The 22,485-nt window shown below is 58.2% G+C and carries 22 protein-coding genes; 9 read left to right on the top strand and 13 right to left on the bottom strand.

Annotated elements, in window-relative coordinates; genetic code table 11:
- Window positions 1–16 precede the first annotated feature (16 nt).
- On the bottom strand, window positions 17–2,230 hold the full coding sequence (locus ACR0AO_RS14420; protein WP_480604720.1) for an NADP-dependent isocitrate dehydrogenase: 2,214 nt from the start codon (window positions 2,228–2,230) through the stop codon (window positions 17–19).
- A 330-nt stretch (window positions 2,231–2,560) separates the two neighbouring features.
- On the opposite strand from ACR0AO_RS14420, the gene ACR0AO_RS14415 reads away from it, so the two are divergent.
- On the top strand, window positions 2,561–3,010 hold the full coding sequence (locus ACR0AO_RS14415; RefSeq protein ID WP_480604718.1) for a MarR family transcriptional regulator: 450 nt from the start codon (window positions 2,561–2,563) through the stop codon (window positions 3,008–3,010).
- A gap of 170 nt (window positions 3,011–3,180) precedes the next feature.
- On the opposite strand, the gene ACR0AO_RS14410 is transcribed toward ACR0AO_RS14415, so the two are convergent.
- The 3 genes from ACR0AO_RS14410 to ACR0AO_RS14400 all read right to left on the bottom strand — a co-directional run bounded on the left by ACR0AO_RS14410 (window position 3,181) and on the right by ACR0AO_RS14400 (window position 7,138).
- Window positions 3,181–4,497 (bottom strand): HlyD family type I secretion periplasmic adaptor subunit, encoded by a 1,317-nt coding sequence (locus ACR0AO_RS14410; RefSeq protein WP_480604716.1) that lies wholly within the window; start codon window positions 4,495–4,497, stop codon window positions 3,181–3,183.
- Window positions 4,497–6,215 (bottom strand): type I secretion system permease/ATPase, encoded by a 1,719-nt coding sequence (locus ACR0AO_RS14405; protein WP_480604714.1) that lies wholly within the window; start codon window positions 6,213–6,215, stop codon window positions 4,497–4,499. Before ACR0AO_RS14405 ends, ACR0AO_RS14410 begins: the two co-directional genes overlap by 1 nt.
- A 398-nt stretch (window positions 6,216–6,613) precedes the next feature.
- Window positions 6,614–7,138 (bottom strand): CBS domain-containing protein, encoded by a 525-nt coding sequence (locus tag ACR0AO_RS14400; RefSeq protein WP_480604712.1) that lies wholly within the window; start codon window positions 7,136–7,138, stop codon window positions 6,614–6,616.
- 121 nt (window positions 7,139–7,259) lie between these two features.
- Between ACR0AO_RS14400 and ACR0AO_RS14395 the strand changes: the two genes are divergently transcribed.
- From ACR0AO_RS14395 to ACR0AO_RS14380, 4 genes are all read left to right on the top strand, one after another.
- Window positions 7,260–7,448 (top strand): hypothetical protein, encoded by a 189-nt coding sequence (locus tag ACR0AO_RS14395; RefSeq protein WP_480604710.1) that lies wholly within the window; start codon window positions 7,260–7,262, stop codon window positions 7,446–7,448.
- Window positions 7,449–7,514: 66 nt separating this feature from the next.
- The gene (locus ACR0AO_RS14390; RefSeq protein ID WP_480604708.1) at window positions 7,515–8,540 is read left to right on the top strand and encodes an FAD:protein FMN transferase; all 1,026 of its coding nucleotides are present in this window, start codon (window positions 7,515–7,517) and stop codon (window positions 8,538–8,540) included.
- Between the two features lie 17 nt (window positions 8,541–8,557).
- A complete protein-coding gene (gene nqrM / locus ACR0AO_RS14385; RefSeq protein ID WP_480604706.1) occupies window positions 8,558–8,800 on the top strand; it encodes a (Na+)-NQR maturation NqrM in 243 nt (80 codons plus the stop codon).
- Between the two features lie 122 nt (window positions 8,801–8,922).
- Window positions 8,923–10,590 carry a sulfatase-like hydrolase/transferase gene (locus ACR0AO_RS14380; protein ID WP_480604704.1) on the top strand — a complete coding sequence of 556 codons (1,668 nt, stop codon included), beginning with the start codon at window positions 8,923–8,925 and terminating at the stop codon, window positions 10,588–10,590.
- A 94-nt stretch (window positions 10,591–10,684) separates the two neighbouring features.
- Here the strand turns inward: ACR0AO_RS14380 and ACR0AO_RS14375 are convergent, their stop codons facing one another.
- The 3 genes from ACR0AO_RS14375 to ACR0AO_RS14365 all read right to left on the bottom strand — a co-directional run bounded on the left by ACR0AO_RS14375 (window position 10,685) and on the right by ACR0AO_RS14365 (window position 14,457).
- A complete protein-coding gene (locus tag ACR0AO_RS14375; RefSeq protein ID WP_480604703.1) occupies window positions 10,685–12,988 on the bottom strand; it encodes a Tex family protein in 2,304 nt (767 codons plus the stop codon).
- A 128-nt stretch (window positions 12,989–13,116) separates the two neighbouring features.
- Complete coding sequence (locus ACR0AO_RS14370) at window positions 13,117–13,872, bottom strand: c-type cytochrome (RefSeq protein ID WP_480604701.1); 756 nt, start codon at window positions 13,870–13,872, stop codon at window positions 13,117–13,119.
- 126 nt (window positions 13,873–13,998) lie between these two features.
- Complete coding sequence (locus ACR0AO_RS14365) at window positions 13,999–14,457, bottom strand: c-type cytochrome (RefSeq protein ID WP_480604699.1); 459 nt, start codon at window positions 14,455–14,457, stop codon at window positions 13,999–14,001.
- A 507-nt stretch (window positions 14,458–14,964) separates the two neighbouring features.
- On the opposite strand from ACR0AO_RS14365, the gene ACR0AO_RS14360 reads away from it, so the two are divergent.
- The 3 genes from ACR0AO_RS14360 to ACR0AO_RS14350 all read left to right on the top strand — a co-directional run bounded on the left by ACR0AO_RS14360 (window position 14,965) and on the right by ACR0AO_RS14350 (window position 16,201).
- Window positions 14,965–15,402 carry a hypothetical protein gene (locus tag ACR0AO_RS14360; RefSeq protein WP_480604697.1) on the top strand — a complete coding sequence of 146 codons (438 nt, stop codon included), beginning with the start codon at window positions 14,965–14,967 and terminating at the stop codon, window positions 15,400–15,402.
- On the top strand, window positions 15,399–15,755 hold the full coding sequence (locus ACR0AO_RS14355) for a hypothetical protein (RefSeq protein ID WP_480604695.1): 357 nt from the start codon (window positions 15,399–15,401) through the stop codon (window positions 15,753–15,755). Before ACR0AO_RS14360 ends, ACR0AO_RS14355 begins: the two co-directional genes overlap by 4 nt.
- A gap of 248 nt (window positions 15,756–16,003) precedes the next feature.
- Window positions 16,004–16,201 carry a hypothetical protein gene (locus ACR0AO_RS14350; RefSeq protein WP_480604693.1) on the top strand — a complete coding sequence of 66 codons (198 nt, stop codon included), beginning with the start codon at window positions 16,004–16,006 and terminating at the stop codon, window positions 16,199–16,201.
- A 61-nt stretch (window positions 16,202–16,262) separates the two neighbouring features.
- Here ACR0AO_RS14350 and ACR0AO_RS14345 read toward each other — a convergent pair whose 3' ends face one another.
- From ACR0AO_RS14345 to ACR0AO_RS14330, 4 genes are read right to left on the bottom strand one after another with little or no spacing between them, the layout of a single operon-like run.
- Window positions 16,263–17,072 carry an HpcH/HpaI aldolase/citrate lyase family protein gene (locus tag ACR0AO_RS14345; protein ID WP_480604691.1) on the bottom strand — a complete coding sequence of 270 codons (810 nt, stop codon included), beginning with the start codon at window positions 17,070–17,072 and terminating at the stop codon, window positions 16,263–16,265.
- Window positions 17,072–18,250, bottom strand: coding sequence for a CaiB/BaiF CoA transferase family protein (locus ACR0AO_RS14340; RefSeq protein ID WP_480604690.1), 1,179 nt, complete (start codon window positions 18,248–18,250; stop codon window positions 17,072–17,074). The genes ACR0AO_RS14345 and ACR0AO_RS14340 overlap by 1 nt, the downstream gene beginning before the upstream one ends.
- Before the next feature lie 2 nt (window positions 18,251–18,252).
- The gene (locus ACR0AO_RS14335; RefSeq protein WP_480604689.1) at window positions 18,253–19,404 is read right to left on the bottom strand and encodes an acyl-CoA dehydrogenase family protein; all 1,152 of its coding nucleotides are present in this window, start codon (window positions 19,402–19,404) and stop codon (window positions 18,253–18,255) included.
- A gap of 8 nt (window positions 19,405–19,412) precedes the next feature.
- Window positions 19,413–20,261 (bottom strand): HTD2 family dehydratase, encoded by an 849-nt coding sequence (locus tag ACR0AO_RS14330; RefSeq protein ID WP_480604687.1) that lies wholly within the window; start codon window positions 20,259–20,261, stop codon window positions 19,413–19,415.
- 109 nt (window positions 20,262–20,370) lie between these two features.
- Between ACR0AO_RS14330 and ACR0AO_RS14325 the strand changes: the two genes are divergently transcribed.
- Window positions 20,371–21,273, top strand: coding sequence for a LysR family transcriptional regulator (locus ACR0AO_RS14325; protein ID WP_480604685.1), 903 nt, complete (start codon window positions 20,371–20,373; stop codon window positions 21,271–21,273).
- Between the two features lie 137 nt (window positions 21,274–21,410).
- Here ACR0AO_RS14325 and ACR0AO_RS14320 read toward each other — a convergent pair whose 3' ends face one another.
- Both ACR0AO_RS14320 and ACR0AO_RS14315 read right to left on the bottom strand, forming a co-directional pair.
- The gene (locus ACR0AO_RS14320; RefSeq protein ID WP_480604683.1) at window positions 21,411–21,632 is read right to left on the bottom strand and encodes a hypothetical protein; all 222 of its coding nucleotides are present in this window, start codon (window positions 21,630–21,632) and stop codon (window positions 21,411–21,413) included.
- Between the two features lie 184 nt (window positions 21,633–21,816).
- Window positions 21,817–22,146, bottom strand: coding sequence for an SDR family NAD(P)-dependent oxidoreductase (locus ACR0AO_RS14315; RefSeq protein ID WP_480604951.1), 330 nt, complete (start codon window positions 22,144–22,146; stop codon window positions 21,817–21,819).
- Window positions 22,147–22,485 lie beyond the last annotated feature (339 nt).

The raw sequence follows: 22,485 nt of genomic DNA, 5'->3' as shown, positions 1-22,485 counted from the left end.
CGGGGGTTCGGTATTGTCAGCCAATAATGGCGTTCAGTGTAGCGGAAGGGCGCATGACCGCCGCGGTTTTCGCCGCGTCGGTGTGATAGTAGCCGCCCAAATCTGCAGGCGCGCCTTGAGCAGCGGCCAACTCGCCAAGGATCTGCTCTTCTTTGTCGGCCAGCTCCTTGGCAACCGGAGCAAACTCGGCCGCCAGCTCGGCATCGCTGGTCTGCGCCGCCAAAGCTTCGGCCCAGTAACGGGCGAACCAATAGTGGCTGTCGCGGTTGTCCGGCTGACCGACCTTGCGGCTGGGTGACTTGTTGTTGTCGAGAATACCCTGGGTTGCGTCTTCGGCTGCGCGCCCCAGAACACCTGCCTTGGCATTGTCCTTCACATCCGCCAGGAAATTCAGCGATTCCCCCAGGGCGCAGAACTCACCCATCGAGTCCCAGCGCAGGTGGTTTTCCTCGACCAGCTGCTGGACGTGTTTCGGGGCCGAACCGCCCGCACCGGTTTCGAACAGACCGCCGCCATTCATCAGCTTGACGATGGACAGCATCTTGGCCGAAGTGCCCAGCTCGAGGATCGGGAACAGGTCGGTCAGATAGTCGCGCAGCACGTTGCCGGTGATGGCGATGCTGTCGTTGCCCGCTGTTATCGTCTCCAGCGACTGACGCGTCGCCTCACGCGGGGCCATGATCTGGAACTTGTCGGCCACGCCCGCGGCTTCGAGCGCCGGGGTGACGTATTTGATCAGCTCGGCATCATGAGCGCGGTTGGTGTCCAGCCAGAAGATCGCCTCGGACCCTGTCAGCCGCTGACGGTCTATCGCGAGTTGAATCCAGTTCTCGATCGGCGCTTGCTTGACCGTGCAGGACCTCCAGATGTCGCCCTGTTCAACCTCATGCGAAAGTAGCGTCTCACCATTGGCCAGAACGACGCGGATGGTGCCGTCGGCGGGGGCCTGGAACGTGGTCGGGTGCGAGCCGTATTCCTCGGCCTTTTGCGCCATCAGGCCCACGTTGGCGACCGCACCGGCGGTGGCCGGGTTCAGTGCGCCATTGGCCTTGAAGAAATTGATGGTCTCGTCATAGACACCCGCATAGCAACGGTCGGGGATCACACAGTTGGTGTCACCCTTGGCGCCGGTTTCGTCCCAGCCCTTGCCGCCTGCGCGGATCACTGCCGGCATCGAGGCGTCGATGATCACGTCCGACGGAACGTGCAGGTTGGTGATGCCCTTGTCGCTGTCGACCATATACATGGAGGGGCGGTCGCCCTTGATCGCGTCGATGGCGGCCATGATGTCGGTATTGCCCTGAACACGCTCCAGCAGGTCGCCCAGGCCCGAGTTCGGGTTCACACCCAGCGCGTCCAGTTCCGCGCCGAATTTTTCGAATACCGGGGCCAGCCATGCCTTGACCGCATAACCAAAGATGATCGGGTCGCTGACCTTCATCATCGTGGCTTTCATGTGCAGCGAGAACATGGTGCCGTCTTTTTTGGTGTCCTCGATAGCCTCGGCCAGGAACGCGGACAGCGCCTTAACCGACATGAAGGTCGCGTCGGCCACGGTGCCAGCCGCCAGCGGCCAGCCGTCTTTCAGAACGGTCACGCTGCCGTCATTGCCGACGAATTCGATCTTGGCGTTACCGGCCTGAGCAGCGGTGACAGTGGCCGATTTCTCGTTCGCGTAAAAATCATTGCCGGACATGGACGAGACTTTGGTTTTGCTGTCCGAAGCCCATTCACCCATCGAATGCGGGTTGTTCTGAGCGTAGTTCTTGACCGCCTTGGCGGCACGGCGGTCGCTGTTGCCTTCGCGCAGAACCGGGTTTACCGCCGATCCCTTGATGGCGTCGTAGCGGGCACGAACCACCTTTTCTTCGTCGGTTTGCGGATCTTCGGGATAATTCGGAATATCGTAGCCCTGTACCTGAAGTTCGGCGATCGCCGCTACCAACTGCGGTACAGAAGCCGAGATATTGGGCAGCTTGATCACATTCGCGTCCGGAGTTTTTACCAATTCGCCCAATGCGGCCAGATCGTCTGTTTGGCGTTGTGTTTCGGTCAGGTTCTCGGGGAAGGTGGCAATGATCCGGCCAGCCAACGAAATATCCTTGGTGCCGACACTCACGCCAGCGGCCGAAGCAAACTTGCGAATGATTGGCAGAAATGAGGCGCTCGCCAGTTCCGGCGCTTCGTCTACAATGGTATACAATATGTCGAAGTTTGATTTATCTACCATATTTCTTTACCTTTTTTGCCTTTCTGGGCGTGGGATCCAAGAGTATGAAGCCACCTGCGTGGCGTCGAAAGCGGGGCGGGTTGTGCAACCCGATCCTGCAGCGACTCTGTTTTGACAGGCTCCCCTTACATCGCTATGAGCCCGGGATCAATCGGCCCGAGACGCGCATTTTGCCCCAGTCGGTGCAATTCCGTCCGGTTGCCTGTTTCGCAGGCACCTGTGGCAGATCATCGAAGGCAAATGCACCGCAACGAGTCAACGCTGGGGTGCGACGGTCAGAAGTGCAGACCGGTCGTTGTTTTTTCAAATGTTTAGGGTGATAAAGCCGAAATGCAGAATTCTGAAGAGAACCCAGACTATCGGGATACCGCGCGCACGCTTCCCATCGCCTTGTTGCGGGCGCGCGAACGCATCATGTTGCCGATCCGCGAGATGCTTTTGCAATCGGGATTGACCGAGCAGAAATGGCGCATCCTGCGCACGCTGGACGAATTGGGTGAAGTCGAGCAATCGACGATCGCGCGCGAAACATGCCTGCTTTTGCCTAGCCTGACGCGAATTTTGCGCGCGATGGAAGAGGCGGGTCAAATTGCCCGCCGTCCGGATCCGGATGACAGGCGCTGTACACGCGTCGCAATCTCGGTTGCGGGGCGGCAATTGCTGATGGACAATTTGGCCGCGGCGAATGCGATCCACCGCGCTGTGGAATCGGAATATGGAACCGAACGGCTCGACCAGCTTCTGGACTTGCTGAATGATCTGGAACAGCTGCAGATCTGAAAAAGCAACACGATCCGCTGACAAGACTGAACCCGGCGTTGGTTCGCGTGCGCAAAGCACCATCACGGCAACTGTCAAAAAAAAATGCGAGCAGTGATCTGGAAATATCCCAGTAAACCCGGCAGGGCTTGATATGAACAACGGCAGGCCAATGACCTGCCATATTCAAGTCACTCTCGGAACGCCTTCACGAAATAGTCCGTAAGCGGTTTTGTCAGATAGGAAAGCGGTGTCCGCTCATCTGTTTTGATCAGTGTTTCAACCGGCATACCCGGAAGCAGAACCTGACCATCGAGACGGCTCAGCTGACCTTCGCTCAGATAAAGCTCTGCCCGGTAGAAGCTGAACCCGGTCTTTTCATCCGTGAATACATCCGCCGAAACCGTCGCGACCTGGCCATCGATTTCCGGCGTTTGCCGCTGGTTGAACGCCGTGAACCTCAGCGTCGCCGATTGCCCGACATGAAGCTGGTCGACGTGAATGGCATCCACACGTGCCGTTACCTTGAGCGGCGTGTCCTGCGGAACCACATACATCATCGGTTCGGCGGGTTGAACGACAGACTGCAGTGCAAATATCGTGCTTCCATAGACGACGCCCGAGACGGGCGCGCGAATGTCCATTCGCGACAGTTGTTCTTTCAGTGAAAGGCGCCGCTCGACCAATTCGATCTCGCGGAATTGCAGGTCGCGCAGGGTCGTGATGGCCTCTTCCCGTCGGGTTGCGTTCAGGCGGACGATCTCGATCTCGGTGGAAGCGATCTGCCCTTTCAGACGGGCGATCGTCGCTTCGAGCTGTCCGATTTCACCATTGAGATTAGCGTTCTCGCGTTTCAGAGCCAGAACGCGGCTGTTTTGCGTCAGTCCCCGCGTCAGCAGACTTTCCTGATCTTCCAACTCGTCCTCGATCAGGGCGACCTGCTCTTTCAGGGCGGACAGTTGCGCCTTCGTGCCTTCGATCTCGCTTTCGATCTGCGTTTTCTGCTCCCGCAATTGCTCGGTCTGCTTCTCCAGAGTTTCTGCGCGGGCAACGAACAGGCGGTGCTGGCCGTCGACAAGATCCGGAGTGGCCTGTTCCTGAATGATCAACTGCTGCAGCTTTGCGTTCAGGGCATTGGCGCCATCGGCATCGCGTTCCGTCTCAAGACGCGCTTTGCGGGCCAGAAGCTCGAACAACTGGCCCTGAACGATGGCCAGTTCAGAGGACAAAAATGTGTCGTCGAACCGGATCAGCAGGTCACCCGCTTTAACCTTGTCGCCATCGCGCACAAAGATTTCCCCGACGACCCCGCCATCCGGGTGCTGAACCACCTGGCGGTTCGTCTGAACCTCGACAATCCCGGGCGACACGATTGCACCGGCCAATTTGGTTTGTGTGCTCCAGATGCCTATGCCACCAACTAATATGGCCAGCGCGACAAACCCAACGGTTGCGGGAAAGGCGATGTGCCAGGTCGGTTTTCTGGACGAAGCAGAGATATCAGCCATTATTCGCCCGCCTTTCCGAATTGCCTCTTGATCACTCCGGCGTTCTGCACCATCGCGCTCAGCACCTCATCCCGGTTGCCAATCCGTACAATCTGGCCCTTTTCGACCACTGCCAAACGGTCGCATTCCGAAATGGCCTGTGGGCGGTGCGTCATGATCATTATGGTTTTGCCGACCGACTTGAACTCGCGAACTGCGGCATTGAGAGCCTCTGTCCCTTCCGCATCCAACGCGGAATTCGGTTCGTCGAGTATCAGTAGCACGGGATTACCGTACAAGGCGCGCGCCATTGCGATCCGCTGTTTTTGACCACCCGACAGCTGGCTGTCATTGCCTTCGAGGAACGTGTCATACCCCTTTTGCAGGCTCAGGATCATTTCATGCGCCTTGGCTTTCTTGGCGGCGGCAATGACGGCCTCGGGATCTGGGTTCAGCGACATGCGCGCGATATTTTCGGCGACCGTTCCGTTGAACAGCGTGACCTGTTGCGGCAGGTAGCCGATATGCTTGCCCAGATCGCTGACATCGTATTGATCCAGTGTGGCCCCGCCCAACCGGATCTCACCGGCCGCTGCAGGCCAAAGACCCAACAATGCTTTGGCCAATGTCGTTTTTCCAGATCCGCTTTTGCCGATGATGCCGATTGCCTCGCCGGGTTCGACGGTCATACTGACATTGCGCAAAGTGGGTGCGGAAGCCCCCGGAGGGATGACGGTGACGGACTGAACCGACAATCGCGCTTTCGGAACCGGCAACTTTGTCCGCTTTTCCTCGGGCGGGATTGCATCGAGAAACTTGCTCAGCGATGCCCACGAAGTTCTGGCGCGTTCAATGAGCCCCCATTGGCCGATCGACTGTTCGATTGGTGCAAGGGCGCGGCCCAACAGGATCGAGCCGGCAATCATTGCGCCTGCGGTCATTTCATTCTGCAAAACCAGGTAGGCGCCAAGCGCCAGCATGGCCGATTGCAGGAACAACCGCATGGATTTGGTCAACGACGTAAAGCTTCCGGTCCAATCGCTGGCGGCAATTGTTTGCCGCAGAGCATCGGACCGTTGCCGCATCCAGCGCGCGGTCACGTCATTTTGCATGCCTTGAGAACGCACAACTTCCGAAGCCTGCCGGGCGCTTTCCGAAAAGGCATTCGCCAGACCCGAGGCGCTTTGAGCTGTTGCCACACGTTTGCGCGTCAATATCTGGTTCAGGAGTGCGATAACGATCAGCGTAACCCCGCCGAGTACCGCAAGCCAGCCCAGCCATGGATGGAATATGAAAATCGCCGCAAGAAAAACCGGTGTCCAGGGGATGTCCATAACGGCCAAAAGAACGGGCGAACTGCACAATGTCTGCAATGACTCGAGGTCACGCAATGCGGTTGCCGGTGCGGATCGGGCATGCGGGTGAACCGCCTGTCTGAGCGTCGCTTCAAACACCCTTTCATCCAATTCGGACTGCAACTGCGCCCCAAAACGGGCGACGATCCGGCCCCGGGCGTAGTCCAGAAGGGCCATCAGCCCATAAAGCAGGGCGACCAGCAAGAATAGCGCGGTCAGTGTTTCCTCGGATCTCGATCCCAAAACGCGGTCGTAAACCTGAAGCATGAACAAGGGGCCTGTCAGCATCAAAAGATTCACAAAAATGCTGAACAGAAACGCTACGCCAAGATGGCGAAGCCCATGATTTCGTACCGCCTGAAGCTCGTGACGCGGCTGAGGCATTTGGCTTGGACGTCTCATTGGTCAAGGTCCGAATTTACAGGCACACGACGCGCATTTGTGGCATGTGGATCCCGGGTTTCGTTTCTTTCAAACATTAACTGAATTTTCAGCTGCTTAACAGTTTCAGTTCGCGTTTGATATTTCGGTTTGTCAAAGGCCGTCCGTTTCCGAATCCGGCTTTTCTGATCCCAGTATTCCTGCGTGAGGTTCGGGAACAGTTTATGAGGGAGCTAAATACATCTTCAATTTGACTCTTCAACACCCCACAACTCCCCGTTTCGCGGAAAACCGCCGCCGGTTTCAAATTCAAGCAACTTGTTGCCGGTTTCAAACCGGGCAGAAAATCGATTCTGCAAAACGAAAATCAGGCGTCGGCCCCGGACCGAAAGGCAGGGTGTTCACCCGACGATCATCTGCTTCATTCTCAACGCTTCATATTCCAGTTCCTTGAGGCGGAATTGAACCACATCTCCGATTGTGACTACACCGCACAAGTTCCCGTCCTTCAGAACCGGCATATGTCTGAAACGCCCTTCGGTCATCCGTTTCAGTACGTCCATCAGAAAATCATCCGGAGAACAGCTGTGAACGTTTGTGGTCATCAGGTCGGAAACCGATTGCGGCAACGTTTGACCGGGCGTTTCGGCCATGCGCCGCACGATGTCGCGTTCGGAAAGGATACCTTGCAAAGCGCCGTTCTGATCCGTGACCACGAGGGCGCCGATGCGCTTTTCCTTGAGCAGTTTGACCACTTCGTGAATGGTCTCTCCGGGGCGTACCGAATACACATCTTCGCCTTTGCCTGCCAAAAGTTTTGCCACCGTGGATTGAGAATGCGACAAGTTCGACTCGACAGTTTGGCTGTAGGTGGCAGTCTCGGTCTTGTCGCCGCGTTTGGGGGCCTGGTAAGAGCTTGGGGCCATTGGCTGGTCGCCTCCTGTGCAGGATTGAGGTTTTGATACCACCTTACCGCAGGTGTGCGATCTGTATAGTGTGCAAATGCGTCACAGAGTGTCAGTGTGCTGCAAAACAAGGAAAATCCGTATGCTGCAAACCATCCATCTGACCCCGCTGACCGGCGTGCTGATTGTATTTCTTGTGGTTGTCTGCGGTCATCGGTTTCGACTGGCGTGGAAGGAGCAATTGCCGGGATGGCAGCGCCGCGCCTGGATTTTCGGAATACCGGCCGCCCTGGGTCTGATTGCGCTGGGGTTCCTCCCTTTCAAACATTAAGCGCCGTTTGACTCTGCAAATGCGCGCTGGCATACGCCGGATGCGTTTGTATCTGGAGTTTGCCTCATGCGCCTTTGGTCCGCTCTGGTCCTTCTCTGTGTGACCGCCGGTTGTCTGTTCGACAAAGAACCCCAGGTGGTTCGTCTGTCCGGAGAGACGATGGGGACGACTTACAATGTCATCGCGATTGGTGAGGGTTTGGACACAGGGACACTGTCGCAGTCGGTCGAAGACACTCTGGCGGCGGTCAACGCGAAAATGTCGAACTGGGACCCGGCTTCGGAAGTCTCGACCTTTTCTGCTTCCGAAAGCACCGAGCCTGTCACTGTATCCGCCGACTTTGCTCGGGTCATGGCGGCGGCAAACGAGGTGCATGAAAAAAGTGACGGCAAGTTTGATGTGACCCTTGGGCCATTGATCGAACTCTGGGGGTTCGGTCCGCGCAAACCCGAAGACCCGGTTCCGGAGGATGCGGATATCGCCACGGCGCTTGAGCGCGTGGGGCAGGGCGCCCTTCTTCGCCTCGATCAGACAGAATTGACCTTGTCCAAGGCAAATAGTGGTGTGGGCATCAATCTGTCGGCCATTGCCAAGGGATATGGTATAGATGCCGTTGCAGCGACGCTGCAGGACGCTGGTGTTGATGACTACATGGTCGAAATCGGCGGCGATCTTGTCACGCGAGGCGAGAACGACAAGGGGCAGCCGTGGCAAATCGGCATAGAAAAACCGGAACCCGGCGCGCGGGCCGTGCAATTGGTCGTGCAGGTCAGCGATCTGGGCTTGGCGACATCGGGTGATTACAGAAACTTTTTTGAGCAGGATGGTGTTCGCTATTCGCATATCATCGATCCGACCACCGGACGCCCAATCACCCATCACACCACCTCGGTGACGGTTTTGGCCGGGAACGCAATGACGGCGGATGCCTGGGCCACAGCGATGCTCGCGCTGGGTCTGGATGAGGGCATGAAAGTGGCCGAAAAAAACGATCTGGCCGTATTTTTCATCGCGCGTGATGTGACATCGGACGACGAAGCCTATATCACGGTGCAAAGCAGTGCATTCAAGGATGTGCTGGGACGAAACTGATCGGGACAGAAACTGAAATGAGCACATTCATACTGGCCTTTGCCCTGCTTTTGATCATTGTGGTGGGCATGTCGTTGGGCGTCATGTTGATGGGCAAGACAATCAAGGGCAGTTGCGGCGGACTGAACGCGATATCCGGGGCCGATAAATGCGTGGTTTGTCAAAAGGATATCGATCCGGACAGTCCGTTGAGGGACAAGCTGCAATGCCCGCGTGCGCGAAAGAAGCTGGAAGAAGCGGAGAGCAGAGCGTCGGTCTGACACATCTGCGTCGCTTTTTGATACAGCCGGTGCCGTCGCCAATGCCCGTCAGGCTGGCGGGATCATTCTCAAATCGTTGATTTTCATTTAACTTAGCAAGTGAAATAAATCGGGTGATGATCATGGCCAAGCCGAAGAACATTCTGTTCATCATGTTCGACCAACTGCGCTGGGATTATCTGAGCTGCTATGGCCACCCGCATTTGCAGACACCGAATATTGATCGCCTTGCCTCGATGGGGGTTCGGTTTACACGGGCTTATATTCAGTCGCCGATCTGCGGCAGTTCGCGCATGTCCACATATACCGGGCGCTATGTACATTCCCATGGAGCATCCTGGAACGGCATTCCGCTGAAAGTCGGCGAAATGACAATGGGCGATCATCTGCGCGATGCCGGAATGGGATGTTGGCTGGTCGGCAAGACACATATGCGCGCGGATGCCGAAGGGATGGCCCGGTTTGGGTTGGAACCCGACAGCCTGATCGGTGCGCGGGTGGCCGAATGCGGATTTGATGTTTTTGAGCGTGACGACGGCATGTTGCCCGAAGGACCGGACGGGTATTACGACCCGGATGGGGCCAAAAATTACAACGAATACCTGCGTGCTTTGGGGTACGAAAGCGACAACCCTTGGCACGACTTTGCCAATTCGGGCCTGGACAAGGATGGCAACGTCCTGTCGGGGTGGTTTCTGAAGCATTCCCGCAAGCCGGCCAATATTGAAGAGAAGCACAGCGAGACACCCTATTTGACGACACGCGGCATGGATTTCATGCAAGCCCAGGAAGGGCCGTGGTGCTGTCATCTCAGCTATATCAAACCGCATTGGCCTTATATCGTGCCCGAACCCTATGCTTCGATGTATGGGTCGGAGCATGTGCTGCCGGTGAACCGGTCAAAGACTGAGCGGCAAAACGCGCACCCGGTGCTCAAGGCATTCATGGATACCAAGGTGGGACAGGCGTTTTCGCGCCAAGAGGTGCGTGACGCCGTCATTCCGGCGTATATGGGCCTGATCAAGCAGGCCGACGATCAGATGGGCCGCCTGTTCGACTGGATGGAAGCAACCGGTCGCATGAAAGACACGATGATCGTGCTGACTTCGGATCATGGCGATTTTCTAGGTGACCACTGGCTGGGCGAAAAGACCTTTTTCCACGATGCGTCGACCAAAGTTCCTCTGATCGTGTTCGACCCGTCCGAGGCGGCGGACGCAACGCGGGGGTCTGTTTGCGATGCGCTGGTGGAATCCATCGACCTTGTCCCGACCTTCGTTGAAACCGCCGGTGGAATAGTTGCGGAACACATTCTTGAAGGAGAAAGCCTAATGCCGATCCTTCATGGAAAAAGAGGCGGTACAAAGCGAAACTATGTAATCTGCGAATACGATTACTCTGCGTCGCCGGTGGCAGACATCCTGGAGGCAGATGTCCGGGATGCCGTGATGTTCATGGTCGCCACAAAAAAGTGGAAACTGATCCACTGTGAAGGCGATTACAGGCCGATCCTTTTTGACCTCGAAAACGATCCCGACGAACTTGAGGATCTGGGCAATTCCGAAACGCACGCAGATATCATCCGCGAGATGTACGACCATTTGTTCGAATGGACACGCCGCCCCTCGCAGCGCACCACAAGATCGCACGAGCAACTGGTTGCAATGAGAACGAAAAGCCGTGGGCGCGGGGTGGTCGTCGGGATATATGACGAGAACGAAGCTCCGCTGCACCTGACCGTCAAATACAGGGGAAGAAAGGCGAAGTCATTCAAGGACAACTCGAATTGACGGTCGCCTGACGATCACCCGGGTCTTCCGCTTTGGCCCGAGTTCGGGGTGGTTAGCGGCGCATGTTCATGTAAAACACGAGCGCCGCAATCCATCACTTTTTCTTGAAAGCGTCCATCAGGGCTGCGCCGAGTGCGCCGGTGTAGTCTTTTTGTCTGGGCGCGGTTTTGCGCGGATTGTTCGGGGCACGCCGCCCCTTGTTCGGTGCCGGAGCACGCTCGGGCTTGGTGTCCCGAGCAGAAACGCCATCCTTGCGCATGGACAGACCGATACGCTTTCGGGCTACATCCACTTCGACCACCCGTACCCTGACCACCTGGCCTGTCTTGACCACCTCGTGAGGGTCTTTGACGAAGCGGTCGGCCAACTGGCTGACATGAACCAGACCGTCCTGGTGGACGCCGATATCGACGAAGGCTCCGAAAGCGGCGACGTTCGTCACAGTGCCTTCAAGCACCATGCCGGGTTTGAGGTCGGTTATTTCCTCGACACCATCCGCAAATGAGGCGGTGACAAAACTCGGGCGCGGGTCGCGTCCGGGTTTTTCCAGCTCGGAAAAGATGTCTTGCACGGTGGGCAGGCCGAAAGTCCCGTCGACAAACTGTTCTGCCCGCAAAGCCGCGAGAGCGTCGCCACTGCCCATGATCTGCCGGATATCGCGGCCACAGGCCTGCACGATACGGCGGGCAACATCATACGCTTCGGGATGTACGGCAGAGGCGTCGAGCGGTTCGTCTCCGTCCCGGATGCGCAGGAAACCGGCGCATTGTTCAAATGCGCGTGGGCCAAGGCGGGCCACTTTCAGCAAGTCCTTGCGGGTCTTGAACGCCCCGTTGATATCGCGATGCGCAACGATGGCCTCGGCCAGCCCGGGGCCAAGACCGGACACATGTGACAGCAATGGGGCCGAGGCCATGTTCAGGTCGACGCCCACGGCGTTCACGACATCTTCGATCACCGCCTCCAGCGATAGACCCAGGCGGTGTTGATCCACGTCGTGCTGGTATTGCCCGACACCGATGGATTTCGGTTCGATCTTGACGAGTTCGGCCAGCGGGTCCTGCAGACGCCGCGCAATCGAAACCGCGCCACGCAGGCTGACATCTAGGTCCGGAAACTCGCGGGCTGCAAGTTCGGAAGCGGAATAGACCGACGCTCCGGCTTCGGACACCACGACCTTGGTTGGCGCTTTCACCGATTTCGGAAGCAGTTTCAGTGTGTCAGCCACCAACCGTTCCGTCTCGCGGCTGGCTGTTCCGTTGCCGATGGCGATAAGTTCGATCTTGTGCTCGGCAATCAGTTTGAAGATTGCGGCTTGTGCCCCGCGCAGATCGTTCTTGGGCTGAAACGGATAGAGTGTCTCAGTGCCCACAAGCTTGCCGGTCGCGTCAACGACAGCGGCCTTGACGCCGGTCCGTATACCCGGGTCAAGCCCTAGTGTGGGGCGTGCGCCCGCCGGGGCGGCGAACAGCAGATCCTTGAGGTTACGGGCAAAAACCTGAATGGCTTCTTCCTGCGCCCGGGTCCGCAGATCGGCCATGAGGTCAACCATCATCGACAATGACAGTTTGACCCGCCAGGTCCAGCCAGCGACCTTGCCCAACCATTGATCGCCGGGACCGTCGCCACGCGTTTCCAGATGTGCTGCGACAATCGCCTCGGCCCGTGCCCCGCCGGTTTCCGGATCGGGCGCGATATCCAAGGTCACGACCCCTTCTTTCGACGCCCGCAGCATCGCCAGCGCCCGGTGAGACGGCACATTCGCCCACAGCTCGGAATGGTCGAAATAGTCGGAGAACTTCACACCTTCCCGTTCCTTACCTTCGATCACTTTGGCGGTCAGAATTGCGTCTTTCTGCATGAAGCCGCGCAATTCGCCCAAAAGAGCGGCGTTTTCCGTCAGCCGTTCGGCAATGATATCGCGCGCGCCGTTCAGCGCATCTTTGGTGGTCGGGACGGCCTCGGTCAAATAGGTTTCAGCCAGCTTTTCCGGATCGTTTTGCCGGTCGGACAGGATCGCATCGGCCAATGGCTCCAGACCGTTTTCCTTTGCAATCATGGCCTTGGTGCGACGTTTGGGTTTGTAGGGCAGATAGATATCTTCAAGCTGCGCCTTGGTGTCGGCCAGCGTGATGGATTTCAACAGATCGTCAGTCAGCTTTCCCTGATCCCTGATCGAATTGAGGATCGTTTCGCGTCGCGCCTCCAGTTCCCGCAGATAGGACAACCGGTCGGAAAGAACCCGCAACTGGGAATCGTCCAGCCCGCCCGTCACCTCTTTGCGATAGCGGGCGACAAACGGCACTGTGGCCCCTTCGTCCAGCAACTTGACCGCGGCGTTCACCTGTTCGGGGCGGGCGCTGATTTCGGTGGCAATGGTGCGGGCGATCCGGTCCAAGGCGGTCTCCTGAAACTGAGTTGGAAGAACTTTTTAGCCAGAGCGGTTGCAGAGGGAAAGGGACCGTATTGCACGGCACCGAAAAAAGTACAAAGCCATCGCGTGGGCCTCAACCTGGCCATGGAACTTCACTCAAGCGATTTGAGATATGCCGCGATGGCGGCGCGATCTTCGGCGGTCAGTTGCGAGGTGTTTTTGATCACCGCCACCATGTGTCCGCCCGCGCTGTCGAAATCGGGCGTAAACCCGGTTTCGAGATAATAGGCGATGTCGCCTCCGCTCCAGGTCAGCTTGTCCGGCGTCAGGGCAGGGATGCGCCCTTCACCGGTCGGGTTCGGCGCGCCTGCCAGCCACGCGCTTTTGTCGAGGCCGCCCAAAGCGTCGCGTGGTGTGTGACATTCGCCGCAATGACCCAGCGCCTCGACCAGAACACGGCCACGTTCAATCTCGGCCGTCGCCGCCTCGGGAACAACCCAGTCGCCAGAAAAATTGAGCCATTTCCACAGGCCCAATCCCCTACGGACCGAGAATGGGAATGCGATTTCATGCGGTTGGTTCGGCGTGTCCGCCTCGGGGAGCGTTCGCATATAGGCCCAAAGGTCGGTAATCTGCTGGTCGGTCATGCGTGTATAGGACGTATAGGGAAAAGCCGGATAGTAATGCCGGCCATCCGGGGATGTTCCGTAACGCAATGCGTTGGCGAAATCCTCCAGGGTCCAATCGCCGATCCCGGCGGTTGGATGGGGCGAGATATTGGGTGCCACAAAAGTCCCGAAATCGGAAGGAAAACGCTGGCCTCCGGCAAGCGTCAGAGGGTCCTCCGACCCCGGAGCCAAATGGCAGGAAGAACAACCTGCGGCAAGGAACACCATTTCCCCTGCCACTGCGTCGCCTCCGGCTGTGACAAAAGCATCAGAGTGCACACGCGACGGAGACGTGAGCCAAAAAAAGGCCGTGGCGGCCAACAGGACCGCCAAGGCCAATACGACGACAGTCCGGCGCATTCAGCGTCAGTTCTGCGGGACCCGGAAATCGTCGTGACACGCTTTGCATGCGCCTCCGACGGCTCCGATGGCTCCGCCAATTTCGGCAGCGCCCTGACCTGCAGCGGTTTGCATTTGTGCCGCGGCGGGCGCGAATGCGGCCCACTTGTCCTGGAACCCAGCAAAATTGGTCCAAATCTCAGGCTTTGCAGTCGTCCCTTCGTTGGCTCCGGCTTCCGACCCTTCGGGCCAATTGGTCATTTGGTTCAAACTTGCAATTGTAACAAGGTTGTCTGCGGCCGCCTGGGCGAGATCTGCATCATATTCCAAATCACCCTTGGCCATCGCTCCGAGAATGCTGATGTTCAGAGCTTGCATTCGCATCTGGCCTTGTCGCGCTTTGATCGCTGCTGAATAGTCTTGAGCTTCGGCAATTCCTGCGCTGAGAATGCCCGTAAGTACGATTGCTGAAAATATCCTTTTCATGGGTCTTCCGCCTTTCAGGTCGTTTGATTGTTAGAAACCTAGTCCGATTTGAGAAAATGCTACAGCAACTTCGGCAACCGGGCCGGGGCAGGGCGTCGGAGGGAGGGCTCATACGAGCCGGGGTCCATGGCCTGCCGCATTGGGCCGATCGAATTGAGCCTGCGCTAATCCGGCTCGCCGCCATACCGACCAAGGTCTGAAAAGATTCTTCGGCCATCCGGACTTGGGTCGGTGACTGGAAAGGTAAAGGTCCGAAACAGACCAATTCCTTCAAAACGTGGGACAAAAGTCTGAATTTTCGGGATTTCATTTGTGTTCAGATAGTTGTCGAGACGGAAACGTCCGTCGATCTGAACATCGGCAAGGGAGGATGACTGATGACACAGGTATCAAAGTTTGGTCTGACCACAGCGTTGGCTCTGACAATGACGGCATTTCCGCTGACTATAACCACGGTCGATCACGGGTTTGTGACCCTTTCAGTGCCAACAGCATGGGCCAAGGACGGTGAAAGCGGCGGTAACAGCGGGCCAGGTGGCGGTGGCGACGACGGCGATGGAGGCAATAGCGGGTCAGGCGGCGGCGGCGACGACAGCGACGGAGGCAATAGCGGGCCGGGCGGTGGTGGCGACGACAGCGACGGAGGCAACAGCGGGCCGGGCGGTGGTGGTGATGACAGCGACGGAGGCAACAGCGGGCCGGGCGGCGGTGGTGATGACAGCGACGGAGGCAACAGCGGGCGAGGCGGTGATGGTGATGACAGCGACGGAGGTAACAGCGGGCGAGGCGGTGGTGGTGATGACAACGATGGTGACAACAGCGGTCCGGGTGGCGGTGATGATGACCGGGACAGCGCGCGCTCAGATAAAAGCAACGATGACGGGCGTCGCGGACGGAAAGGCAGGGGTTCGGATGATGAGCCAAACCATCATGAACATGAGGTGACTTTTGCGGACGGCTCGAAGATAGAAATTGAGAATGGCAGGTTCGAACGCAAGAATGCGGCAGGCCGCACGGTGGAAGAACGTCCTGCAACGCCCCGAGACTTTGAGACCCTGGCGAATGCCCGCAGCACGCAGGCGACGGCACCAAGAGGAAACTCCGGTCGCGCAAGAGGCGGAGGTACGGTCGCGAGTTTCGAGATCCACGGACAAAATATAGAGGTCAATTATGTGGACGGATGGAAAGAGGAAATCGAGAACGGACGGTATGAAATGAAAGACGCCAACAACAACACCGTTGTTGAACGCGCAGCAACGCGACGCGACAGAAATCGATTGTTTGGCGCCTTCGAATAGTGCAGCGCAAGTGCCGCGGCGGCAAATCCGGCTGATTTGCCGCCGAGTGCACCGAGAAAGCCGGCGCTGACGGAACGATCACTGAGCCCTGAAAGCCCGGACTGCTGGGCTTAGAACGGAAGAACGGGTTCTGTCGCGAGTTTTGTGATCCAAAAAATTCAGACCTGATTCAACCGTCAGGGAATTCGACCTTGCTGCAAAACTCAGTACCACATTCCACCTGTTTTGGTGAAAGAGCAGTTTGCTTTTTGCGGTTTCTTTTCTTCGGCATTGGTACAGGCCTCTCGTGCCAGAAAGACACTCTGTACCCGGAACTGGAGTTCGTCGAACTGACCCCCCAGAATTCGACCGGCATCATCACCATGCGCGCGAGCATTCACAATCAGCACGACAAGCTGGTTTTCGAGGGCACCCACCGGTATCTGATCCGCAAGCGACCGACCTGAGCATTTCGCCAAACATTTGCATCGGACGGCCACCAGAAGAACTACTGGTGGCCGTTGCGCCTCAGCCCATTGCCAGAATACGCTCGGCCCGCTTCAAGATCGGTGCGTCGACCATTTCTCCCTCAAAGGAAAAGGCACCGGGCTGCCCCTTGGCTGCGGCCAGAACCCGTGTCGCCCAGCTTTTTTCTGCGTCGGATTGAACAAATGCACCGGTGACCGGGGCGACCTGCGTCGGGTGGATGCACATCATCCCGGCCATCCCCTTGGCCTTACTGGCCACGGCCTTTTGTGTCAGCCCTTCGAGGTCACGGAAATCCGGGATTACCCCATCCAACGGTCCCGCCAGACCCGATCGCGCCGAGGCAATCACCACCCTAAACCGTGCCATGTCCAACATTGCCGCCCCGCCTTCGTGGTCGGCGTCCAGACCAAGATCCAGCGCCAGATCGATGGTTCCAATCAGTAGTTGTGCCACTGACGGCAGCGCCGCGATGGCCACTGCCTGATCCACACCCTTCGCCGTTTCGACAAGCGGCAAAATTGGCTTGCCCAACTGACCCGACAGGTCGGACACGCTGGCAGTATCCGCCATGGGCAAAACCACGGCGCCGACATTCGGGTGCCGCACGGCTTTCAGATCGTTCTCATACCAATCTGTATCAGCGGCATTGACGCGCAGCAGCACCGGCGCGCCCGAATGGGCGTCGAGCCATGTCAAAAGACCCTCCCGGGCCGCGATCTTGTCGGAGTCCGCAACGGCATCTTCCAGATCGACGATCACTCCGTCCGCACCGCTGGCCTGTGCCTTTTCGATCCGGTTCGGTCGTGTGGCTGGCACGAATAGAAGTGCACCGCGAAAAGAAACTGTCATCAGATTACACCGGTTTCGGCCAGTTTATTAATTTCATTGGCCGTTAGGCCCATTTCCGCCAGAATGCCCCGGCTGTGCTGCCCCAGCGCCGGAACCGGGTCCATCCGGGGGGCGGTATTGCCCAGCCCGCCGGGCGGCAGCAGAGAGGGAACGGGCCCACCGGGCGTATCCACCTTGCGCCAGCGATCACGGGCTTCAAGCTGCGGGTGCGACCAGAGGTCGGCCATCTCGTTCATCCGCGCATTGGCGATCCCGGCGGAATTCAGCAGCACCACGACCTCATCTGCGGTTTGAGTTGCAAAGGCCTCGACGATCAGTTCGGTCAGAACCTCCTTGTTCGCCGCCCGAGCATGGTTGGTGTTGAAATGCGGATCATCTGCCAGTTCCGCATGACCCAGCACCTTGTCGCAAAAGACCCGCCATTCGCGGTCGTTCTGCAACCCCAGCATGACCGAGCGCCCGTCCCCGGCCGGAAACGGGCCGTAAGGAAAGATCGTGGCATGAAAGGCGGCGGCGCGTGCAGGCGGCGGACTGCCATTAAAGGCATAATACAGCGGATAGCCCATCCATTCGCCCATCGCCTCAAGCATGGACACATCGATCCTGACCCCAATGCCGGTTTGCTGGCGCTGCATCAGCGCGGCAAGGATGTTTGTATAGGCATACATACCGGCGGCTATATCCGCGATCGATACCCCGGCCTTGGAAGGCGCATCCGGCGTGCCGGTGATCGAAAGGAACCCGGCCTCGGCCTGAATGAGCAGGTCATAGGCCTTTCGGTCGCGGTCCGGCCCGTCCGGGCCGTAGCCAGAGATGTTACAGACGATCAGACCGGGATTGGCGGCATGCAGATCGTCAAAGCCCAATCCCATCCGGTCCGCCGCACCGGGGGCGAGGTTCTGCACCAGCACGTCGGCCTTGTCGACCAGCTTATGCAGGATCTCGGCCCCGGCCTTTGACTTGAGGTCCAGCGTCAGGCTTTCCTTGGACCGGTTGGTCCAGACGAAATGCGAGGCCATTCCCTGAACGCGGGTGTCGTACCCGCGGGCAAAATCTCCGGTTCCGGGGCGTTCGACCTTGATGACACGCGCTCCAAGGTCAGCCAGTTGCCGCGTCGCAAAAGGTGCGGCAATGGCATGTTCCAGGGAGACGACGGTGATGTCTTTCAGAGGCAACATGATCAGAAAGACCTCGGCATGCCCAGCACGTGCTCGGCGACAAAGGACAGGATCAGGTTGGTCGAGATCGGTGCGACCTGATAGAGGCGGGTTTCGCGGAATTTGCGTTCAACGTCATACTCGTTTGCGAAGCCAAAGCCGCCATGGAATTGCAGGCATGCATTCGCCGCCTCCCAGCTGGCCTTGGCGGCCAGGTACTTGGCCATGTTTGCTTCGGCTCCACAGGGTGCACCCGCATCATAAAGCTCGCACGCCTTATAGCGCATCAGGTTGGCCGCCTCGACTTCGATGAAGGCCTCGGCAATCGGGAACTGAACGCCCTGGTTCTGCCCGATCGGGCGGCCAAAGACCTTGCGTTCGCTGACATAGGCGGTCACCCGGTCGGTGAACCAGTAACCGTCACCGATGCATTCCGCGGCGATCAGCGTCCGCTCCGCGTTGAGCCCGGTCAGGATGTATTTGAAGCCGTTGCCTTCTTCGCCGATCAGGTTTTCCTCGGGAATCTCCAGATCGTCAAAGAACAGCTCGTTGGTCTCGTGGTTGACCATGTTGGCGATGGGTTTGACTTCCATGCCGGTCTTCATCGCTTCCTTGATGTCGACCAGAAAGATTGACAGGCCTTCGGACTTGTTCTTGACCTCGGCCAGAGGCGTGGTACGGGCCAGCAGGATCATGTAGTCCGAGTGCTGAACGCGGCTGATCCACACCTTTTGACCGTTGATGACATAGCGACCGTCTTTCTTGATGGCAGTGGTTTTGATCTTGGTCGTGTCGGTGCCGGTCGTGGGCTCGGTGACGCCCATCGACTGAATGCGCAATTTGCATTCGGCAATCAACGGCAGATATTTCTGACGCTGTTCTTCCGAACCGTGCCGAACCAGCGTGTTCATGTTGTACATCTGGCCGTGGCAGGCGCCCGAGTTGCCACCTGCGCGGTTGATCTCTTCCATGATCACGCTGGCCTCGGTCAGGCCCAGGCCCGAACCGCCATATTCCTCGGGGATCAGCGCCGCCATCCAGCCCTCGCGCGACAGAGCGTCAACGAATTCTTCGGGGTACGCTTTCTCTTCGTCGACCTTGCGGTGGTATTCGTCGGGAAACTGTTCGCAGAGTGCACGCACGCCGTCGCGGATATCCTGATACTGGTCTTCCATATCGATCCTCATTCGATGATTGCCGTGGCCTGCATGGCCAGCGCGCCATCATGGCGGCGGGCCCACAGGCGATAGGTATTGCCATTTTCTTCTGGCGCGCCATGAACCGAAAAATCATCGGTATCGAACACGGTAGAGATGGCGCGAAATTCAAAGCTGCGCACCGTGGCGCCCGGCCGCTCGCGCCGCAGCAGGTCGAGCAGAAGTGTGGCCAACAACGGTCCGTGGACCACGAGGCCCTTATAGCCTTCGGTTCCGGTACAGAAGGGCTGGTCGTAATGGATGCGGTGTCCGTTGAAGGTCAGCGCGGAATAGCGGAACAGAAAAACAGGATCGGGGTGGATGGTACGAGAGAATGCTGACGTTTCCGGTGCCATTGGCGGTACCGGTGCCGGTGCGTCCGGCGAGGGTTCCTCGCGATAGACGATGTCCTGTTCTTCGCTGATGCAGATCGTGTCGCCGTCTAGAATCTGATGCTCCACCGTGACAAAAACCAGCTTGCCCGACCTGCCTTCCTTGGGTGTCACCGAGCGCATGGTTGAAACCTTGCGCTGTTCGCGTCCGATGCGGACCGGCGCGGCAAATTTCAGGCGGCTTCCGGCCCACATCCGGCGCGGCAACGGCACCGGAGGCAGAAATCCGCCAAGCGCCGCATGGCCGTCATAGCCGGTATCCTTCATCCCGAAGATCGGCAGGAAATGCAGCCAGTGCCACAGAGGCGGCAGCGCCGAGCCGTCGCCATATTCCGGGTCGTCCCGATCCAGAGTGGCGGCGAGCGCATTGGCCGGAAACGGGGCGATCCGTTCCTGCAGGGTTTCCGTTTGACCCACCCAGGCCGAAAGATCCGGATTGTCCATCTTGCAACTCTCCTTGCTGGTCGGAAAACAGATACCGATTGACCTGCCTTTTGAAAATTCTTGATTTTGTAACCTTGCATTCAGCCGGGGTGAACGCAAAATACTTGCCATGCATATTGACCTGACCGATCTGCGCCTGTTCGCCGCCATTGCCGAGGCCGGAAACCTGACCCGTGGGGCAAACCGGGTGTTCCTGACTGCGCCCGCCGCCAGTGCGCGGATCAAATCGCTGGAGCAGGAACTGCACGCGCGGCTCCTCAATCGTGGAAACAAGGGGGTAACGCTGACCCCGCCGGGTGAACGGTTTTTGCAACACGCGCAGGTGATATTGCGGCAACTGGAATACCTGCGCGAAGACTTTTCGGAACAGGGCAGTATCGGCGGTCAGGTCCGGGTCTTTGCCAATACCACCGCCGTTACCGAGTTCATGCCCGAAATTCTTGTCCGCTTCCTGTCGGACCGCCCCGGATTGTCGGTCGATCTGCAGGAAAAGCAGACGCACGAAATCATCCGCGCCGTTCTGGCGGGGACGGCGGATCTGGGCATTGTATCGGGGCCGGTCGATGCCGAAAATCTCGAGGTTGTGCCGTTTTCCACGGACCGTCTGGTTCTGGCAACCGCGCAGAACCATCCGCTGAGCAAGCAACCACAGGTCTGGTTCCGTGACACGCTGCAATTCGACCATGTGGGCCTTCACGAGGACAGCACTCTGTTCGCCTTCCTGCGCGATCTGATGGACAAGAGCGGGCACCGGCGGGCATTGCGTGTGCAAGTGCCCAGTTTTGAGGCCATGTGTCGCCTGATCGGGTCCGGCATCGGAATCGGCATTGTGCCGTTTTCGGCTGTGCGCCGGCACATACAAAGCTCCGGTATCAGCGTGGTGGAAATGTCCGACGACTGGGCTGTCAGAACACGAAGCATTCTGGTCCGTGATCGAAGCGCCTTGCCCCGCTCGGCGCTTGCACTCATAGAGGAACTGCAAGTCGCCGGGCTTGGTGGCGACGATTCCTGACTGGCCGCGCGTGTCTTATTTACGTTGATAACAGACGAACCGCTTTGAAGCGTTGGCCACCCTCAGGACCGGCGCGAGGCCGATTTTTCCGGGTTCACGCTGCCGAAAGCGCAAACCCGGATTTCGTTGTTTCTCACTTAGATGGGGTCCCATGCAAAGACGTCCGCAGCCACTTCCAGCGGGTGGGAATTGTCCCTGAGGGCCATGATGGCATGCTCTTCGGTATCTTCCGGCGACCACCCCGTTCCATTGCGGACCGAGCGAACGGGACGTATCTGATTCATCAGGAAGATTTCGTTGTTGCGCACCTTGAACAACCGCCCGGTCACGTCTTTTGCCCGGTCGCTGGCCAGATACACTAAGCGGTGCAACCTTGGAAGGCTTCATTTCCTTGAGCTTGGCGACGCGCGCTTGTTGCTCGGGGGTTTCCGCCTTGATCGAAGAGATCATCCGCCTTCAGGCAAATGGCGCGATGCAGTTGGAGCGCACGTTCCAACGCTGCATGTCGAGGGCGATAGATTTCGACAACGCCACCAGCCCCATCTATGTAGCGGAATAGTTGGCCTGGGCGAGGTTGCCGATCAACCCCGAGGTCGAAGTCATGTGGATCGTCGATCCGGTTTCCTGGGCCTTGAATACGTCTGCCGCGGCCCGGCTGATATTGAAGCTGCCGTACTGGTGCACCTTGAGAACCGCGTCGAAATCCTCGATCGTCATCTTGTGAAAGAAGCCGTCCCGCGGAATGCCCGCGTTGTTGACCACAGCGTCAAGGCGACCGAATTCGGAGACTGCGGTCTGGACCGCCTCGCGAGCGCTGTCGGGTTCGGTTGCACTGCCTGTGCTGGCGGCAGCCGATCCACCGGCTGCGACGATTTCGTCGACGACAGCCAGCGCGACCGAGGTATCGCCCCGGCACCTGTCAGGCTGGCACCGATGTCGTTCACGACAACCGCCGCACCCGCCTCAGCGGCCGCCATTGCGATTGCCTTGCCAATACGGAGCCCCGCCCAGGTGGCGAGAACGACGCGATCTTTCAGCATTTCGTCCAATTGATTCGCACATTGCACAATTCTCTATGGAGAATAACATTCGCTAGATGAAAGATTCAGCCGCGCAACGTTCCGTCAAGCGGACTTCCCCATTTTTCGGGCTGTATCGTCTGGAATAGAACGATGTAGCCCGCCCGTTGCCAATGCGCTCTTGTTCTTCTGA

The sequence above is a fragment of the Ruegeria sp. AF8 genome, assembly GCF_056541825.1.
Note: the sequence above shows the minus strand (reverse complement) of the source record. Positions and strands in the feature narration are given on the sequence as shown.

Coding starts and splice junctions, on each gene's coding strand:
- ACR0AO_RS14420 (WP_480604720.1), bottom strand. CDS start 2,230: ATGGTAGATAAATCAAACTTCGACATATTGTATACCATTGTAGACGAA.
- ACR0AO_RS14415 (WP_480604718.1), top strand. CDS start 2,561: ATGCAGAATTCTGAAGAGAACCCAGACTATCGGGATACCGCGCGCACG.
- ACR0AO_RS14410 (WP_480604716.1), bottom strand. CDS start 4,497: ATGGCTGATATCTCTGCTTCGTCCAGAAAACCGACCTGGCACATCGCC.
- ACR0AO_RS14405 (WP_480604714.1), bottom strand. CDS start 6,215: ATGCCTCAGCCGCGTCACGAGCTTCAGGCGGTACGAAATCATGGGCTT.
- ACR0AO_RS14400 (WP_480604712.1), bottom strand. CDS start 7,138: ATGGCCCCAAGCTCTTACCAGGCCCCCAAACGCGGCGACAAGACCGAG.
- ACR0AO_RS14395 (WP_480604710.1), top strand. CDS start 7,260: ATGCTGCAAACCATCCATCTGACCCCGCTGACCGGCGTGCTGATTGTA.
- ACR0AO_RS14390 (WP_480604708.1), top strand. CDS start 7,515: ATGCGCCTTTGGTCCGCTCTGGTCCTTCTCTGTGTGACCGCCGGTTGT.
- nqrM (WP_480604706.1), top strand. CDS start 8,558: ATGAGCACATTCATACTGGCCTTTGCCCTGCTTTTGATCATTGTGGTG.
- ACR0AO_RS14380 (WP_480604704.1), top strand. CDS start 8,923: ATGGCCAAGCCGAAGAACATTCTGTTCATCATGTTCGACCAACTGCGC.
- ACR0AO_RS14365 (WP_480604699.1), bottom strand. CDS start 14,457: ATGAAAAGGATATTTTCAGCAATCGTACTTACGGGCATTCTCAGCGCA.
- ACR0AO_RS14345 (WP_480604691.1), bottom strand. CDS start 17,072: ATGACAGTTTCTTTTCGCGGTGCACTTCTATTCGTGCCAGCCACACGA.
- ACR0AO_RS14340 (WP_480604690.1), bottom strand. CDS start 18,250: ATGTTGCCTCTGAAAGACATCACCGTCGTCTCCCTGGAACATGCCATT.
- ACR0AO_RS14335 (WP_480604689.1), bottom strand. CDS start 19,404: ATGGAAGACCAGTATCAGGATATCCGCGACGGCGTGCGTGCACTCTGC.
- ACR0AO_RS14330 (WP_480604687.1), bottom strand. CDS start 20,261: ATGGACAATCCGGATCTTTCGGCCTGGGTGGGTCAAACGGAAACCCTG.
- ACR0AO_RS14325 (WP_480604685.1), top strand. CDS start 20,371: ATGCATATTGACCTGACCGATCTGCGCCTGTTCGCCGCCATTGCCGAG.